The sequence below is a fragment of the Flavobacterium channae genome, from assembly GCF_021172165.1.
In the GTDB taxonomy this organism is placed as follows: Bacteria; Bacteroidota; Bacteroidia; order Flavobacteriales; family Flavobacteriaceae; genus Flavobacterium; species Flavobacterium channae.
Map to the genome: position 1 here is coordinate 551928 of NZ_CP089096.1, position 15013 is coordinate 566940.

A 15013-nucleotide genomic window follows, 5' to 3' on the forward strand; every position below is an offset into this window, starting at 1 on the left:
TTTTTTATTCGTTCCAGAAAATTTTACTAGTAAATGCTTGTGATTCTGTTTGTTGTGGAACATTTGCGGTGTTTCCAGCAATTTCAGAACTTGGATATAAAAGACGAATAGGTCTTGAAGTTCCTGGCGCTACAGTTGATAAAGGAACATGAGCAGGGAAACCTGTTCTTGTATTTTCAATCCAAGTTTCAACTCCATTAATTCCGTTTAAAGCAATCCATTTTTGATTGATAATTGCTTCAATTTCATTACCAGCTGAACTATCCCAACCGACAAGTGAAGTCGTTTGAGTATAATAGTTCATCGCGTCAGTTGCAGTTAAACCTAAGATTTTGAAAGATTCAGTAATTCCACTTTCGTATAAATCTTTTGCAGATCCAGCTAAATATCCTCTTTGAACAGCTTCAGCTTGTAATAAGAAACTTTCTGCTGCAGTGAAGATAATACCATCTTGTGCAGAATTGATTAATAAACCAGGTCCAATATGAGAAACTGGATAGTTTGTTGAAGAATTTAAAACAGAGCCTTGTTCATGACCAGCATACGTTCCGTTTGAAGCAGCAGCATAAATACGATTTCTTCTGGTATCATTAGTGTTAGTAAGATATTCGATAGTGTATTTTGTTGCAGCAGTAGAACTGTAGTTGTTTACAAATGCATCGTTTACATTTAAGAATAATGATGCGAAACCGTTTTGCTGATTTGTAGCTGCTGAGTAACCAGGATTAATTTTAATATTATCATCTGCTCCTAAAAATTCAGCACCAGCTAATTCCATTTCGTTAATTTTATCTTGAACATAAGTTCCAGATGCAGCTCTTTCAGATTCTCTTAATAAGATTCTAAGTTTAATAGTGTTAGCGAATTTTTTCCATGTTTCCATGTCTCCATTTAACATAACATCATTTCCTCCAGGATTTAAAGCAGATGAAGATGCGTTATCGATAAGAGCAACTGCTTCATCTAATTCAACTACTAAGTCACGGTAAATAGCCATATCATCATCGTAAGCAGGAGTTAAATTTTGTCCACGAAGATGTGCCTGAGAATATGGAATGTCACCATATAGGTCAACTAAATATTGAAAATAATACGTTTTCATAATTTTAGCAATAGCCTTATAGTTGTCATATTCTGATCCTTCAACATTTTGAATAAAAGTATAATTTGAGGTTCTTAACATTAAGTTTTCAAAAATACTTGAATAAAAATCTGAAGTCACATTGTAGTTATGTTCGTTAAAATAATAACTAGAATTTGAAGCCCCGACGTCTCTTGTCCAATTGTTCATCATAAGATTTCCTAGTTGGTTCATGTCTCTAGCTAAAGTATTGTATGTATATACTTGTGTTGCTGCTAGTACAATCTCTGGGTCAACATTTTCAGATGTAGGATTGTTTGGGTCATCATTTACATCTAAATAATCATCACATGAATTTAGACTAGTAAGTAGTACTAATCCAAAAGCGATATGTTTAAAAATATTTTTCATAGTATTTCTTAAAAAGTTAGGTTAATGTTAAATCCGTAAGTTCTTGTTGGAGGAGCTTGGTTTCCAGTGCTTAATCCAACATTGTTTCCAGTTGTGAATGAAAACTCTGGGTCAGTATAATTTCTGTTTTCTTTTGGTAAAATCATGAATACATTTCTAGCATTTAAACCAACTGATAATCCATTGATGCCTACTCTTTTTAAGAAATCTTGAGAGAAAGTATATGTTAATGCGATTTCTCTACATTTAAAAGCCGTTGCGTCTAAAACAAAGTTTTCATCAATTTCTCTGTAAATTCCTGTATAATAATCTTGACCGCCTGAAGTTGTCACGTTTGTATTTTCTGTATAAACACCAGGAGAAGTTTCGATAACAGAATTAGGGAAAACAAAAGGTAATCTTCCTCCTTGAGCTGTAGAAATATCAGTTCCGTTTTGAATTAAAGCATCTTTTACACCTGCATAAAATACGTGTCCTGTTCTATAGTCAAATACTCCAGAAAGTTTGAAGTTTTTGTAACGTAAAGAAGTCGATAAGCCTAAAATGTAATCTGGAGTTGTTTTTCCTAATTTAACATTGTTTGCTTTTAATGGGTCTCCAGTAGCAGCATCAATAACAACATTACCATTTTCGTCTCTTTGGTATCCTGTACCTACAATCATAGGGAATTGCTCTCCTGCAATTGCAGCAATACCTGCTGTTCCAAGATAATCTCCTACAGCTGCTTGTGTAGAACTTTCAGTTACTTTGTCAACAGTTGTTTTTGGTGCACTATATCCTAAGCGTAAATCCCATGTGATATTGTCAGTTTTAACAGGTGTTAAACCTAAATCCAATTCAAGACCAGTAGAAGTGGTTTCTCCAACGTTAATTGTTGCAGAGTTAGTACCAGAAGCGGTTGATGGAGTAATTCCAAGGATTTGGTCTTTGTTTTTTGAAGTATAATAACTTGCGTCAAAAGTAATTCTTCGTTTGAAAAATTCAAGATTTAGATTTATTTCATTAGAAATATTGTATTCGTTTCTTAAATCGCTTTTTGTAAGTTCTAGATCTTGAACAAATGAATTAATTGTGCTATATGGGAAACCTATATTACTACCACTTAAAAAACGATCGTTAATTTGGTAAGGGCCAACAACTGCGTTTCCTACTTTTACAATACTTGCAGAAATTTTAGCATGCGTTAGCACATCGCCACCGAAATTTTCAAAAGCTTTAGTTGGAACAAAAGAAACTCCAGCACTTGGGTAGAAAAATGAGTTGTTTTCTTTACTTAATACTGATGTCCAATCATTTCTTCCAGTTAAATTTAAAAATAAGAAATCTTTATACCCTAAATCAACATTAGCAAAGAATGCATAACCTCTTTGTTGAGATTTGTAATCTGTAGGGGTTGCGTTTCCTGTAATGTTTGAAATGTTATAAACTCCTGGAACAACTAATCTAGTTCCGCTAATTGAAGTCGCGTTTGATTCTATATTCGTAATGTTATTACCAACATTTGCTTTAAACGAAATATCATCGTTAAGCATGTAGTTGAAATTTAACAAGAAATCTGAATAAATTCTTCTTGAATTACTATTGTTTACACTATAAGAAGATACGTAGTCAAAAGGAGAATCCCAATAAACTACTTCAGCTTCATAGCCATTAAAGAAACTATAGCCGTTAAAAGAAGTTGTTCTAAAACTTGCTCTATAAGTTGCGTCGATGTTTTTATTGATTTTGTATCCAATTTCTCCAACTCCTTCAATAGTTTGCCCTTTAGAATCAACTCTTTCATTTTTAAGTCTCCAATATGGACTTAATTCCCAATAAGTCCAGTGAGTTGCATTGTCAGGGTTTGAGAATGCTTCTACTGGTACATTAACAGGTACTTGAGTTAAAGAATTGTAAACAGATCCTTCAACACCTCCGGCAGTATTTTGGTGGCTAGTTGTATAACGAACGTTAGCACTTAAACTCCATTTGTCATTCGACATTCCTCCATTAAAATAGAAATTATTTTTCTTGAACGAATCAGTAGGAATAATTCCTTCAGTTTCTTGATTTCCAATTGAGAAGTTTATATATCCATTTTCATTTCCTGAAGAAATAGCAACAGAATTTAATTTAGTTGTTCCTGTATTGAAGAATGGTTTGTAATTATCTTTAATAAAAGAATATGGTAATAAAGTTTGTTGAAGTCCAGTAGGTTGTAATGAGCCGTCTAATTCTGGTCCCCAACTTGTGTTTTCTGTGAAATCTTGAGCACCTTGATATCCTTGTCCAAATCTGTTTTGTAATTTAGGTAACATCGAAACTTCTTCAAAAGTAACCGTTGAATTTAAAGTAATGTTGAATTTATTTAATTCTTTAGTTCCTTTTTTTGTAGTAACAATGATAACACCATTTGATCCTTGAGATCCGTATAATGCAGCACCATTAGAACCTTTTATTACGTTTATAGATTCAATTATTTCAGGATTTAATTCAGCTAAAGCTCCTGAGGTTGATATAACTCCGTTAATAACAACTAGAGCTTCATTGTTTCCAGTAATAGAACGGAAACCACGTAATTGAATTCTTGTGCTTGGGTTAACACCATTGTTAATTGTGTTGATTTGTAAACCAGAAACTTTACCAATTAAACCAACTGCAGCGTTTGTTGCTTTGGCCTGATTAAGTTCATCTGATTTTACAACTTGTGATGCTGTTGTAATTTCGTCTGGCTTTCTTTTGATACCTAAAGCTGTTACAACAACAGATTCAAGTTCTTTAACATCATCTTTCATAGTGATGTTGATTTTTGAAGATGTAACCACAACTTCTTGAGGAATCATTCCAACATAAGAGAAAACTAAAGTAGCTCCATCTTTTACATTGATTTGATAATTCCCGTCAAAATCTGACTGCGTTCCATTTGTTGTTCCTTTTTCAAGGACGGTTACTCCCGCAAGAGGTACTCCTCCTTCGTCTATAATTGTACCAGAAACAGATTTTGCCTGAGCAAAAAATTGTTGACTCAACAATAACGTCAAAAGGGTTAGTAATAAGTTAATTTTTGATTTCATATTGGTTGATTTGAATTAATGTTTCAAAAATCTGAATAATTTTATAACAAACCTAGTCTAAAATTAAATTTTTTTTAACTTTTTTTGTACGAAATTAAAAATTTGTCTTAAAACTGATGTGTATTATTGAATTAGAAAGCTTTATTGCTTGTTCGCTTGTGCTGCCGTTTGCGTAGACTAAATTAAAAAGACCGTTTTTAGTAAATAGCCCAAAACCAAGGCCTAAGCCTAATAATTGATCTTCGGTATTGGAAGTTTTATCTTGAAAATAACCAAAATCGGTAATAGAATGAAGGTATAAATTAGAGGCAAGTATGTAGCGGTATTCTGCTAAAATTCCTGTAAAAGCATTAGCTTGTAAACTATTTTCGTTAAATCCTCTTATAGAATTTATTCCTCCAAATCGAAACAACTCATTAATTACATAATCGTTACTTTGTAAATAGAAGGTTTGGTTTCGTATGAAGATGCTGTTTTTTGAATTTAAGCTGAGATGATAATTTGCATCTATTTGCGTGAAAAATTGTTTTGTTTTTTGCGATTCTATAGTTCTATTTCCGGTTCCTAATTTTAAAAAGAACTTTGCTTTTTCAGGAAATATAAAGTTATCTGAATTCAATTCAATGTGTTCAAAACTTGAAGTTATAAATGTATTTGTAAAATCATTTAAGCTAAACGAATTTGAATTTTGAATATCAACCGAAGTAGTTTTTTGATAGCCAATAAAAGCTTTTGTGTTGTATGAAAAATAGTAGCCTAAATTTAAATCTGTAATTGTGTTTTGAAAAGTGGAATCTTGCTTAAAAATTCTCAGATTCGCTTTAATACCAATGGGAGTTTTAAAAATATAAGGTAATTCTGTTCCTATATTAAAGGAAGTTTGTTTGTTGCCATCATTTTTCCAATACAGATTAAATTTTTCACCAGAGTTTAAAATGTTCTGAAGTTGTAAATCTAAATAACCGTTAAATATTAATTTGCTTTGTTCATCATTTGAAAATCCTATAAATCCATCAAATTTATTGGGTTTTGCCTTTTCTAAGTAAACGAAAATTTTGGTAGAATCGGTAGTGAATAAAATTTCAGGATATTTAACTTGACTAACGAATTGTAACTTATCAAAAGCATCATTAATTTGTTTTAAGTTGTCTTGATTAAAAGTAGCTTTCTTTGCTTTTTTAGTTATTGCTTTTTTAATTCCATCTGGAAATTTATCATATCCTACAATTACTAAATCTGTTATGTTTCTTTTTGAATTTAGTTTTAGTTGTAATTCCGAAAAAAGATTGGTATTGGTTTTTTGTTGATTAATTAATTGCAAATTTGCTAATGAATAGCCTTTCTTTTCGAGTAAAGCAATTTTGCTTTTCATGAAATTTTCAATCTCATCAATTGCGATGGTTAAAGTGTCTTTTTCTAATTGAAGTAATTGTTTTTCTTCATTAGAAAGTTTACCTATATATATAGTGTTGTTTTTGATTGCAATGCCTAAACTGTATTTAAAAACAAAAGTACTATCGTTTACTTTGCTTTGTTCTAATAAACTCCAATCAAAATAACCTTTTGTAGTTAGTTTATTTTCAAATCTTTTTTGTTCTTCTAGTAATAAAGAAACCGACTTATGTTCGGGTTGGTATTGTAAACTGTCAATCGTTTTGTTTTCTTGTTCTGTTGTTCCATTTACTTTTAAATAGAAATTTTGTCCCAATGAAAATTGCGAGTAGAGAATAAGAAAAAAAAGGAAATAGGATTTCATTGCTGTAAAGAAACGAAAAAAAGAAAAATAAATTTTATATCCACTTTATCATTATGAACTTGTTTCGGAATCTTTCATGAAATTTTGAAGCGAATGGATTTGAAATTTTTGTATTCCATATTCCCGCTATCAGCACTACATGGTAGTTCGCTTCTATCGGGGCTAGGTGGTTTTTGTCTTTCATTTTTGTATCTAAATCGATATCAAATATTTACTAAAATGTAATCCTATTGAAAATTAATAAATTATGATTTGGAATGTAAAAAATAATTCCTACATTTGCAACCCCGTAAAAAGCGGGAATTTTAAACAGTAAAAATTTTTAGTATTTAATTATGCCAACAATTCAACAATTAGTAAGAACAGGGAGAACCCAAATAACTAAGAAGAGTAAATCGGCTGCTTTAGATTCTTGTCCTCAAAGAAGAGGTGTGTGTACTCGTGTTTACACAACAACTCCTAAAAAACCAAACTCAGCAATGAGAAAGGTAGCTAGGGTTCGTTTAACAAACGGTAACGAGGTGAATGCATACATTCCTGGAGAAGGTCACAATCTACAAGAGCACTCGATAGTATTAGTTAGAGGTGGAAGAGTAAAAGATTTACCAGGAGTACGTTACCACATCGTACGTGGAGCATTAGACACTGCGGGTGTTGCAGGTAGAACACAACGTAGATCTAAGTATGGAGCTAAACGTCCAAAACCAGGACAAGCACCTGCTGCAGCTGGAAAGAAAAAGTAATTTAAAATCTTTTAAACAAAAGACATGAGAAAAAGACAGGCCAAAAAAAGACCTCTTTTACCAGATCCAAAATTTAACGATCAGTTAGTTACACGTTTTGTGAACAACTTAATGTGGGATGGTAAAAAATCAACTGCTTTTAAAGTATTCTATGATGCATTAGATATCGTTGAAACTAAAAAGCAAGATGCAGAGAAAACTGCTTTAGAAATTTGGAAAGATGCATTAACAAATGTTATGCCTCACGTTGAAGTACGTTCTCGCCGTGTAGGTGGAGCTACTTTTCAAATTCCAATGCAAATTCGTCCAGATAGAAAAATTTCTTATTCTATGAAATGGATGATTCTTTATGCAAGAAAAAGAAATGAAAAATCAATGGCGGCTAAATTAGCTTCTGAAATTTTAGCTGCGGCTAAAGAAGAAGGTGCTGCTGTTAAGAAAAGAATGGATACTCACAAAATGGCAGATGCTAATAAAGCATTCTCTCACTTTAGATTTTAATTCGTATAGAAATGGCTAGAGATTTAAAATATACAAGAAACATTGGAATTGCTGCTCACATTGATGCTGGTAAAACAACAACAACTGAGCGTATCTTATTCTATACAGGAAAATCACACAAAATTGGTGAAGTACACGATGGTGCTGCAACAATGGACTGGATGGCACAAGAGCAAGAAAGAGGTATTACTATTACTTCTGCAGCAACAACTTGTGAATGGAATTTCCCAACAAACCAAGGTAAAATTTTACCAGAATCTAAATCGTATCACTTTAATATTATCGATACTCCTGGTCACGTTGACTTTACAGTAGAGGTAAACCGTTCGTTACGTGTATTAGATGGTTTAGTATTCTTATTTAGTGCGGTTGATGGTGTTGAGCCACAATCTGAAACTAACTGGAGATTAGCAGATCAATATAGAGTTCCTCGTATGGGATTCGTAAATAAAATGGACCGTCAAGGTTCTAACTTCTTAGGAGTTTGTCAGCAAGTTAAAGATATGTTGAAATCTAACGCAGTAGCGATTACTTTACCAATTGGTGAAGAAGCAGATTTCAGAGGAGTAGTTGACTTAGTTAAAAATCAAGCTATCGTATGGCATGATGAGACTCAAGGTGCTACTTTCGATATTATCGATATTCCTGCTGATATGGTTGACGAAGTAAAAGAGTATCGTTCAATTTTAATTGAAGAGATTGCTACTTACGACGAAAACTTATTAGAGAAGTATATGGAAGATGAAAACTCAATTACTGAGGAAGAAATCAACAATGCTTTAAGAGCTGCTACAATTGACATGGCAATTATTCCTATGATTGCTGGTTCTTCTTTCAAAAACAAAGGAGTTCAGTTCATGTTAGATGCTGTATGTAAGTATTTACCATCTCCATTAGATAAAGAAGGTATCGAAGGAATTCACCCTGATGATGCTGATTTATTAGAAGAAGATCAAAAGAAAATCTTACGTCGTCCTGATACAAAAGAGCCGTTTGCTGCTTTAGCATTTAAAATTGCTACTGACCCTTATGTTGGTCGTTTAGCTTTCTTCCGTGCTTATTCAGGTCGTTTAGATGCTGGTTCTTATATCTTGAACACTCGTTCTGGAAACAAAGAGCGTATTTCTCGTATCTACCAAATGCACGCTAACAAACAAAATCCAATCGAATATATTGAGGCTGGAGATATTGGAGCTGCTGTAGGATTTAAAGATATCAAGACTGGAGATACAATGTGTGATGAAAAACACCCAATTATTCTTGAGTCTATGAAATTCCCTGATCCGGTAATTGGTATCGCGATCGAGCCTAAAACAAAAGCTGACGTAGATAAAATGGGTATGGCTTTAGCTAAATTGGCTGAAGAGGATCCAACGTTTACAGTTAGAACTGATGAGGCTTCTGGTCAAACTATCATTTCTGGTATGGGTGAGCTTCACTTAGATATCTTAATTGATCGTATGAAACGTGAGTTCAAAGTTGAAGTTAACCAAGGGGAGCCTCAAGTAGAGTACAAAGAAGCTTTCACTAAGTCAGCTCAACATAGAGAAGTTTATAAAAAGCAATCTGGAGGTCGTGGTAAATTCGGTGATATCGTATTCCGTCTTGAGCCTGCTGACGACGTTGATGGTAAACCAGCAATGGGATTACAATTCGTTAACGAAGTTAAAGGTGGTAACGTACCAAAAGAATATATTCCTGCTGTAGAAAAAGGATTCAGAGAAGCTATGAAGCAAGGTCCTTTAGCTGGTTACGCAGTAGACAGTTTAAAAGTTACTTTATTAGACGGTTCATTCCACCCTGTAGATTCTGATGCATTATCATTCGAATTAGCAGCTAAAATGGGTTATAAAGAAGTAGCTAAAGCTGCAGGAGCTGTTGTTCTTGAGCCTATCATGAAAATCGAAGTTATTACTCCAGAAGAAAACATGGGTGATATCGTAGGTGACTTGAACCGTCGTAGAGGTCAAGTTAATGATATGGGAGATAGAAATGGTGCTAAAACTATCAAAGCTAATGTTCCTTTATCAGAAATGTTCGGTTATGTTACTACATTAAGAACATTATCTTCTGGTAGAGCTACATCTACAATGGAGTTTTCTCACTATGAAGAAACACCTTCTAACATTTCAGAAGCTGTAATCAAAAAAGCAAAAGGTAACGCTTAATTTTTAAAGAGATGAGTCAAAAAATCAGAATAAAATTAAAATCTTACGATCATAATTTAGTAGACAAGTCTGCTGAGAAGATTGTAAAAACTGTAAAAAGTACAGGTGCAGTTGTAACTGGTCCAATTCCATTACCAACTCACAAAAAGATTTTTACTGTATTACGTTCTCCACACGTAAATAAAAAATCAAGAGAGCAATTCGAATTAAGTTCTTATAAGAGATTGTTAGATATCTACAGTTCTTCTTCTAAAACTATCGACGCTTTAATGAAATTAGAATTACCTAGTGGTGTTGAAGTAGAGATCAAAGTGTGATAAACACAATTGCAAAAAAGCAATGATTTAATATAAAAAACCGTCAATGTGATAAACATTACGGTTTTTTTCTTATAATTTTTAGTAGGTAAAATGGCCTTTTTTGAAGGAAATTTTACTTAACTATTTATTTTTGCGATAATTAAAAAATAATTTATATATTTGCACCCTCAAAATGAGTAGTGTGCAAATACTATTTGTATTATAAATAAGAGTTTAATTAATAATTAGTTTAATATGTCTGGGTTAATCGGAAGAAAAATTGGCATGACTAGCATCTTTGATGAGAACGGGAAAAATATTCCTTGTACTGTAATCGAGTGTGGTCCGTGTGTTGTTACCCAAGTCAGAACCAATGATGTAGATGGCTATGAAGCTATCCAATTAGGTTTCGATGACAAAACTGAAAAACACTCTATTAAAGCTGAGTTAGGTCACTTTAAGAAAGCGGGAACAGTTGCGAAAAAGAAAGTTGTTGAATTCAAAGGTTTTGAAACGGAGTACAAATTAGGCGATGTAATCGCTGTTGACTTATTCGCTGAAGGTGAGTTTGTTGATGTAGTTGGAGTTTCTAAAGGAAAAGGATTCCAAGGGGTTGTAAAACGTCATGGTTTTGGTGGTGTAGGTCAAGCTACTCACGGACAACATAACCGTTTAAGAGCGCCTGGTTCTGTTGGAGCTTCATCTTATCCGTCAAGAGTATTCAAAGGAATGCGTATGGCTGGTAGAATGGGAGGAGATAATGTAACAGTACAAAACCTTAGAGTTTTAAAAGTAGTTGCTGAAAAGAACTTACTTGTAGTTAAAGGAGCAATTCCTGGACACAAAAACTCTTATGTAATCGTTCAGAAGTAATGGAAGTAAAAGTTTTAGATATCAACGGAAAAGAAACTGGTAGAAAAGTTCAACTTTCTGATTCAGTTTTCGCAATTGAGCCAAACAAACATGCTGTTTACTTAGATGTAAAACAATATTTGGCTAATCAAAGACAAGGTACTCACAAAGCTAAAGAAAGAGCTGAGGTTGCAGGAAGTACTCGTAAAATCAAAAAACAAAAAGGAACTGGTACTGCTCGTGCAGGATCTGCAAAGAGTCCAGTTTTCAAAGGTGGAGGAACTATTTTTGGACCTAGACCAAGAAGCTACTCGTTCAAATTGAACAAAAACTTAAAAAGATTAGCTCGTAAATCAGCTTTATCTTTAAAAGTAAATGAGTCAAATTTAGTAGTAGTTGAAGATTTTACATTTGACACACCAAGCACTAAAAATTTCATTAACGTATTGAAATCTTTAGGGTTAGAGAATAAAAAATCTTTATTTGTGTTGGGTGATACAAATAAAAATGTATATTTGTCGTCACGCAATTTAAAAGCGTCTAGCGTTGTAACTACTTTGGAATTAAGTACTTATGCGATTTTAAATGCAAAAAGTTTAGTTCTTTTAGAGGGTGCTGTAGACGGAATTGAAGCTAATTTAAGTAAATAATAAGATTATGAGTATCATAATTAAGCCTATTATAACTGAGAAAATAACTAAAGATGGTGAAGTTTTCAACCGTTTTGGTTTTATTGTAGATAAAAATGCTAACAAAATTCAAATCAAAAATGCTGTTGAAGCAGCTTTTGGGGTGAATGTAGTTGCTGTTAATACAATGAACTACAGAGCGGATAGAAGCGTTAAATACACTAAAAGTGGTTTAATCAGTGGTAAAACAAATGCATATAAAAAAGCAGTTGTTCAAGTTCAAGAGGGAGAAACAATAGATTTTTATACTAATATCTAATAGAAAATGTCAGTTAGAAAATTAAAACCTATTACCCCGGGTCAGCGTTTTAGAGTTGTAAATAGCTTTGACACTATTACAACTGATAAGCCGGAGCGTTCATTAATCGCGCCGAAAAAAAACTCAGGAGGTAGAAATAGTCAAGGAAAGATGACCATGCGTTACACAGGCGGTGGTCACAAACAAAAGTATCGTATTATTGATTTTAAAAGAACTAAAGCTGGAATTCCTGCTACAGTTAAAACAATAGAGTACGATCCAAATCGTTCAGCTTTTATTTCATTATTAGTGTATGCTGATGGAGCTAAAACTTACGTTATTGCTCAAAATGGAATGCAAGTTGGACAAACTGTAGTTTCAGGTGTTGATGCAGCTCCAGAAATTGGAAATGCAATGCCTTTAAGTAAAATTCCTCTAGGAACTGTTATTTCGTGTATCGAATTAAGACCAGGTCAAGGAGCTGTAATCGCTCGTTCAGCAGGAACTTTCGCTCAGTTAATGGCAAGAGACGGAAAATATGCAACAATTAAAATGCCTTCAGGTGAAACAAGATTAATCTTGTTAACATGTATGGCTACTATTGGAGCTGTTTCTAACTCAGACCACCAATTAATCGTATCAGGTAAAGCTGGTAGATCAAGATGGTTAGGTAGAAGACCAAGAACAAGACCAGTTGCAATGAACCCAGTTGATCACCCTATGGGAGGTGGTGAAGGACGTTCTTCAGGAGGTCATCCACGTTCAAGAAAAGGTTTACCTGCTAAAGGTTATAGAACTCGTTCTAAAGTTAACCCGAGTAATAAGTATATTGTAGAACGTAGAAAGAAATAATTAGATAGACATGGCACGTTCATTAAAAAAAGGACCATTCGTTCACTTTAAATTAGAGAAGAAAGTTCAAGAAAATATTGCTGGTGGTAATAAAGGTGTTGTTAAGACTTGGTCTAGAGCATCAATGATTACTCCGGATTTCGTTGGGCAGACTATCGCAGTTCACAATGGTCGTCAATTTGTTCCAGTTTATGTAACTGAGAACATGGTAGGACACAAATTAGGAGAGTTTTCACCAACAAGATCTTTTAGAGGTCATGCTGGGGCTAAAAATAAAGGTAAAAAATAATAGGAAGCTATGGGAGTTCGTAAAAGAGAAAGAGCAGAGCAGACTAAAGAGGCAAAAACACAAGTTGCTTTTGCTAAATTAAATAACTGCCCTACTTCACCAAGAAAAATGCGCTTAGTTGCGGATTTAGTTAGAGGTCAGAAAGTAGAATTAGCTCTTAATATATTAAGATTTAGTCAAAAAGAAGCTTCAAGAAAATTAGAGAAATTGTTGTTATCAGCAATTAATAACTATCAGCAAAAAAATGCTGATGCTAATTTAGAAGAAGCTGGCTTATTTGTAAAAACGATTACTGTAGATGGTGGAATGATGTTAAAAAGACTTCGTCCAGCTCCACAAGGTCGTGCACACAGAATTAGAAAGCGTTCTAACCACGTAACTATCGTGTTAGGATCAAATAATAACACACAAAGCAATTAATAAACAGTATGGGACAAAAGACAAATCCAATCGGAAATAGACTTGGTATCATCAGAGGATGGGACTCAAACTGGTATGGAGGAAATGATTACGGTGATAAAATCGCTGAAGATGCTAAAATCCGTAAATACATCCATGCACGTTTATCAAAAGCTAGTGTATCAAAAATAATTATCGAGAGAACTTTAAAACTTGTAACCGTTACTATCACTACTGCTAGACCTGGTATTATTATCGGAAAAGGTGGTCAAGAGGTAGACAAGTTAAAAGAAGAACTTAAGAAAATTACTGACAAAGAAGTTCAAATCAACATCTTTGAAATTAAAAGACCTGAACTAGATGCTTATTTAGTAGCTACAAGTATCGCTCGTCAAATTGAAAGTCGTATTTCATATAGAAGAGCAATTAAAATGGCTATTGCTGCTGCTATGCGTATGAACGCAGAAGGTATCAAAGTACAAATTTCTGGTCGTTTGAATGGAGCTGAAATGGCACGTTCTGAAAACTTCAAAGAAGGTAGAATTCCATTGTCAACTTTCAGAGCTGATATTGATTATTCATTAGGTGAAGCGCATACTACTTATGGTAGAATGGGTATCAAAGTATGGATAATGAAAGGTGAGGTTTATGGAAAAAGAGATCTTTCTCCGTTAGTAGGAATGGACAAACAAAAGTCTAAACCTTCAGGATCTTCTGCTCCTAAGAGAGATGGTAAACCAAACGCACGCAAAAGAAAGTAATTATTTAAACTAAAGAAAAATGTTACAGCCTAAAAGAACAAAATACCGTAAGGTACAGAAAGGTAGAATGAAAGGCGTTTCTCAAAGAGGACACGAGCTTTCTAACGGAATGTTTGGTATCAAATCTTTAGATTCTGCATTTATTACTTCTCGTCAAATTGAAGCAGCTCGTATCGCAGCAACACGTTTCATGAAAAGAGAGGGTCAATTATGGATCAAAATATTTCCAGATAAACCTATTACAAAGAAACCATTAGAAGTACGTATGGGTAAAGGTAAAGGTGCAGTTGAATATTGGGCTGCAGTTGTTAAACCTGGTAAAATTATGTTTGAAGTTGGAGGTGTGCCTCTATCAGTAGCAAAAGAGGCTTTACGTCTTGCTGCTCAAAAACTTCCTGTTAAAACTAAGTTTATCGTTGCTAGAGATTTCGAAGCATAATCAAAATTTATTATGAAACAATCAGAAATTAAAAATCTATCTGCAGCTGAGTTACAAGAACAACTTAGTCAGTTAAAGAAAACGTATACCGACCTAAAAAATGCTCATGCAATATCTCCAATCCAAAATCCTCTTCAGTTAAGAACTTTAAGAAGATCAGTTGCGAGATTACACACAGAGTTAACTAAAAGAGAGTTACAATAATTGTACACTAGCTGAAAGATGGAAAAAAGAAATTTAAGAAAAGAGAGAATTGGTGTGGTGACTTCAAACAAAATGGAGAAATCTATTGTTGTGTCACAAACTACAAAAGTGAAACACCCATTATACGGTAAGTTCGTGTTGAAAACTAAGAAATATGTTGCACACGACGAAACAAACGATTGTAACATTGGAGATACTGTAAGAATTATGGAGACACGTCCATTAAGTAAATCTAAATGTTGGAGATTAGTTGAAATCATTGAAAGAGCGAAATAATT

17 protein-coding genes are annotated in these 15013 nt (G+C 33.6%); 14 read left to right on the forward strand and 3 right to left on the reverse strand.

The genetic code is table 11. The features are described 5' to 3' along the window. Positions 1-4: 4 nt before the first annotated feature. The 3 genes from LOS89_RS02300 to LOS89_RS02310 all read right to left on the reverse strand — a co-directional run bounded on the left by LOS89_RS02300 (position 5) and on the right by LOS89_RS02310 (position 6253). A complete protein-coding gene (locus LOS89_RS02300; RefSeq protein WP_231836110.1) occupies positions 5-1492 on the reverse strand; it encodes a SusD/RagB family nutrient-binding outer membrane lipoprotein in 1488 nt (495 codons plus the stop codon). Positions 1493-1500: 8 nt separating this feature from the next. Continuing rightward, positions 1501-4545 (reverse strand): SusC/RagA family TonB-linked outer membrane protein, encoded by a 3045-nt coding sequence (locus LOS89_RS02305; RefSeq protein ID WP_231836111.1) that lies wholly within the window; start codon positions 4543-4545, stop codon positions 1501-1503. 94 nt (positions 4546-4639) lie between these two features. After that, on the reverse strand, positions 4640-6253 hold the full coding sequence (locus LOS89_RS02310) for a BamA/TamA family outer membrane protein (RefSeq protein ID WP_231836112.1): 1614 nt from the start codon (positions 6251-6253) through the stop codon (positions 4640-4642). 383 nt (positions 6254-6636) lie between these two features. On the opposite strand from LOS89_RS02310, the gene rpsL reads away from it, so the two are divergent. From rpsL to rpsQ, 14 genes are all read left to right on the forward strand, one after another. Further along, on the forward strand, positions 6637-7044 hold the full coding sequence (gene rpsL / locus LOS89_RS02315) for a 30S ribosomal protein S12 (RefSeq protein WP_231836113.1): 408 nt from the start codon (positions 6637-6639) through the stop codon (positions 7042-7044). Between the two features lie 24 nt (positions 7045-7068). Continuing rightward, positions 7069-7545 carry a 30S ribosomal protein S7 gene (gene rpsG / locus LOS89_RS02320; protein WP_231836114.1) on the forward strand — a complete coding sequence of 159 codons (477 nt, stop codon included), beginning with the start codon at positions 7069-7071 and terminating at the stop codon, positions 7543-7545. 11 nt (positions 7546-7556) lie between these two features. Beyond that, entirely contained in the window at positions 7557-9713 is a 2157-nt protein-coding gene (gene fusA, locus LOS89_RS02325) for an elongation factor G (RefSeq protein ID WP_231836115.1), read from the forward strand. An 11-nt stretch (positions 9714-9724) separates the two neighbouring features. Next, positions 9725-10030 (forward strand): 30S ribosomal protein S10, encoded by a 306-nt coding sequence (gene rpsJ / locus LOS89_RS02330; protein ID WP_009779180.1) that lies wholly within the window; start codon positions 9725-9727, stop codon positions 10028-10030. A 237-nt stretch (positions 10031-10267) separates the two neighbouring features. Next, the gene (gene rplC / locus LOS89_RS02335) at positions 10268-10885 is read left to right on the forward strand and encodes a 50S ribosomal protein L3 (RefSeq protein WP_231836116.1); all 618 of its coding nucleotides are present in this window, start codon (positions 10268-10270) and stop codon (positions 10883-10885) included. Continuing rightward, positions 10885-11514, forward strand: coding sequence for a 50S ribosomal protein L4 (rplD, locus tag LOS89_RS02340; RefSeq protein WP_231836117.1), 630 nt, complete (start codon positions 10885-10887; stop codon positions 11512-11514). The genes rplC and rplD overlap by 1 nt, the downstream gene beginning before the upstream one ends. Before the next feature lie 7 nt (positions 11515-11521). Further along, positions 11522-11812, forward strand: coding sequence for a 50S ribosomal protein L23 (gene rplW / locus LOS89_RS02345; RefSeq protein ID WP_231836118.1), 291 nt, complete (start codon positions 11522-11524; stop codon positions 11810-11812). Positions 11813-11818: 6 nt separating this feature from the next. Beyond that, positions 11819-12643, forward strand: a complete 825-nt coding sequence (gene rplB / locus LOS89_RS02350) for a 50S ribosomal protein L2 (protein WP_231836120.1) — start codon at positions 11819-11821, stop codon at positions 12641-12643. A gap of 10 nt (positions 12644-12653) precedes the next feature. Then, a complete protein-coding gene (gene rpsS, locus LOS89_RS02355) occupies positions 12654-12932 on the forward strand; it encodes a 30S ribosomal protein S19 (protein WP_008254487.1) in 279 nt (92 codons plus the stop codon). A 9-nt stretch (positions 12933-12941) separates the two neighbouring features. Continuing rightward, positions 12942-13352, forward strand: a complete 411-nt coding sequence (gene rplV / locus LOS89_RS02360) for a 50S ribosomal protein L22 (RefSeq protein ID WP_111566957.1) — start codon at positions 12942-12944, stop codon at positions 13350-13352. An 8-nt stretch (positions 13353-13360) separates the two neighbouring features. Beyond that, positions 13361-14092: a 30S ribosomal protein S3 gene (gene rpsC, locus LOS89_RS02365; RefSeq protein WP_073583322.1), complete on the forward strand. Its 732-nt coding sequence runs from the start codon at positions 13361-13363 to the stop codon at positions 14090-14092. 19 nt (positions 14093-14111) lie between these two features. Continuing rightward, the gene (rplP, locus tag LOS89_RS02370) at positions 14112-14531 is read left to right on the forward strand and encodes a 50S ribosomal protein L16 (RefSeq protein WP_231836122.1); all 420 of its coding nucleotides are present in this window, start codon (positions 14112-14114) and stop codon (positions 14529-14531) included. 12 nt (positions 14532-14543) lie between these two features. Beyond that, positions 14544-14735 (forward strand): 50S ribosomal protein L29, encoded by a 192-nt coding sequence (gene rpmC, locus LOS89_RS02375; protein WP_073583320.1) that lies wholly within the window; start codon positions 14544-14546, stop codon positions 14733-14735. 18 nt (positions 14736-14753) lie between these two features. Further along, entirely contained in the window at positions 14754-15011 is a 258-nt protein-coding gene (gene rpsQ / locus LOS89_RS02380; protein WP_026725636.1) for a 30S ribosomal protein S17, read from the forward strand. The last annotated feature ends 2 nt before the right edge of the window (positions 15012-15013 follow it).

Coding starts and splice junctions, on each gene's coding strand:
- rplW (WP_231836118.1), top strand. CDS start 11,522: ATGAGTATCATAATTAAGCCTATTATAACTGAGAAAATAACTAAAGAT.
- rpmC (WP_073583320.1), top strand. CDS start 14,544: ATGAAACAATCAGAAATTAAAAATCTATCTGCAGCTGAGTTACAAGAA.
- LOS89_RS02300 (WP_231836110.1), bottom strand. CDS start 1,492: ATGAAAAATATTTTTAAACATATCGCTTTTGGATTAGTACTACTTACT.
- rpsQ (WP_026725636.1), top strand. CDS start 14,754: ATGGAAAAAAGAAATTTAAGAAAAGAGAGAATTGGTGTGGTGACTTCA.
- rplC (WP_231836116.1), top strand. CDS start 10,268: ATGTCTGGGTTAATCGGAAGAAAAATTGGCATGACTAGCATCTTTGAT.
- rpsS (WP_008254487.1), top strand. CDS start 12,654: ATGGCACGTTCATTAAAAAAAGGACCATTCGTTCACTTTAAATTAGAG.
- rplB (WP_231836120.1), top strand. CDS start 11,819: ATGTCAGTTAGAAAATTAAAACCTATTACCCCGGGTCAGCGTTTTAGA.
- rpsC (WP_073583322.1), top strand. CDS start 13,361: ATGGGACAAAAGACAAATCCAATCGGAAATAGACTTGGTATCATCAGA.
- rpsG (WP_231836114.1), top strand. CDS start 7,069: ATGAGAAAAAGACAGGCCAAAAAAAGACCTCTTTTACCAGATCCAAAA.
- rplV (WP_111566957.1), top strand. CDS start 12,942: ATGGGAGTTCGTAAAAGAGAAAGAGCAGAGCAGACTAAAGAGGCAAAA.
- rpsL (WP_231836113.1), top strand. CDS start 6,637: ATGCCAACAATTCAACAATTAGTAAGAACAGGGAGAACCCAAATAACT.
- rpsJ (WP_009779180.1), top strand. CDS start 9,725: ATGAGTCAAAAAATCAGAATAAAATTAAAATCTTACGATCATAATTTA.
- rplP (WP_231836122.1), top strand. CDS start 14,112: ATGTTACAGCCTAAAAGAACAAAATACCGTAAGGTACAGAAAGGTAGA.
- rplD (WP_231836117.1), top strand. CDS start 10,885: ATGGAAGTAAAAGTTTTAGATATCAACGGAAAAGAAACTGGTAGAAAA.
- fusA (WP_231836115.1), top strand. CDS start 7,557: ATGGCTAGAGATTTAAAATATACAAGAAACATTGGAATTGCTGCTCAC.
- LOS89_RS02305 (WP_231836111.1), bottom strand. CDS start 4,545: ATGAAATCAAAAATTAACTTATTACTAACCCTTTTGACGTTATTGTTG.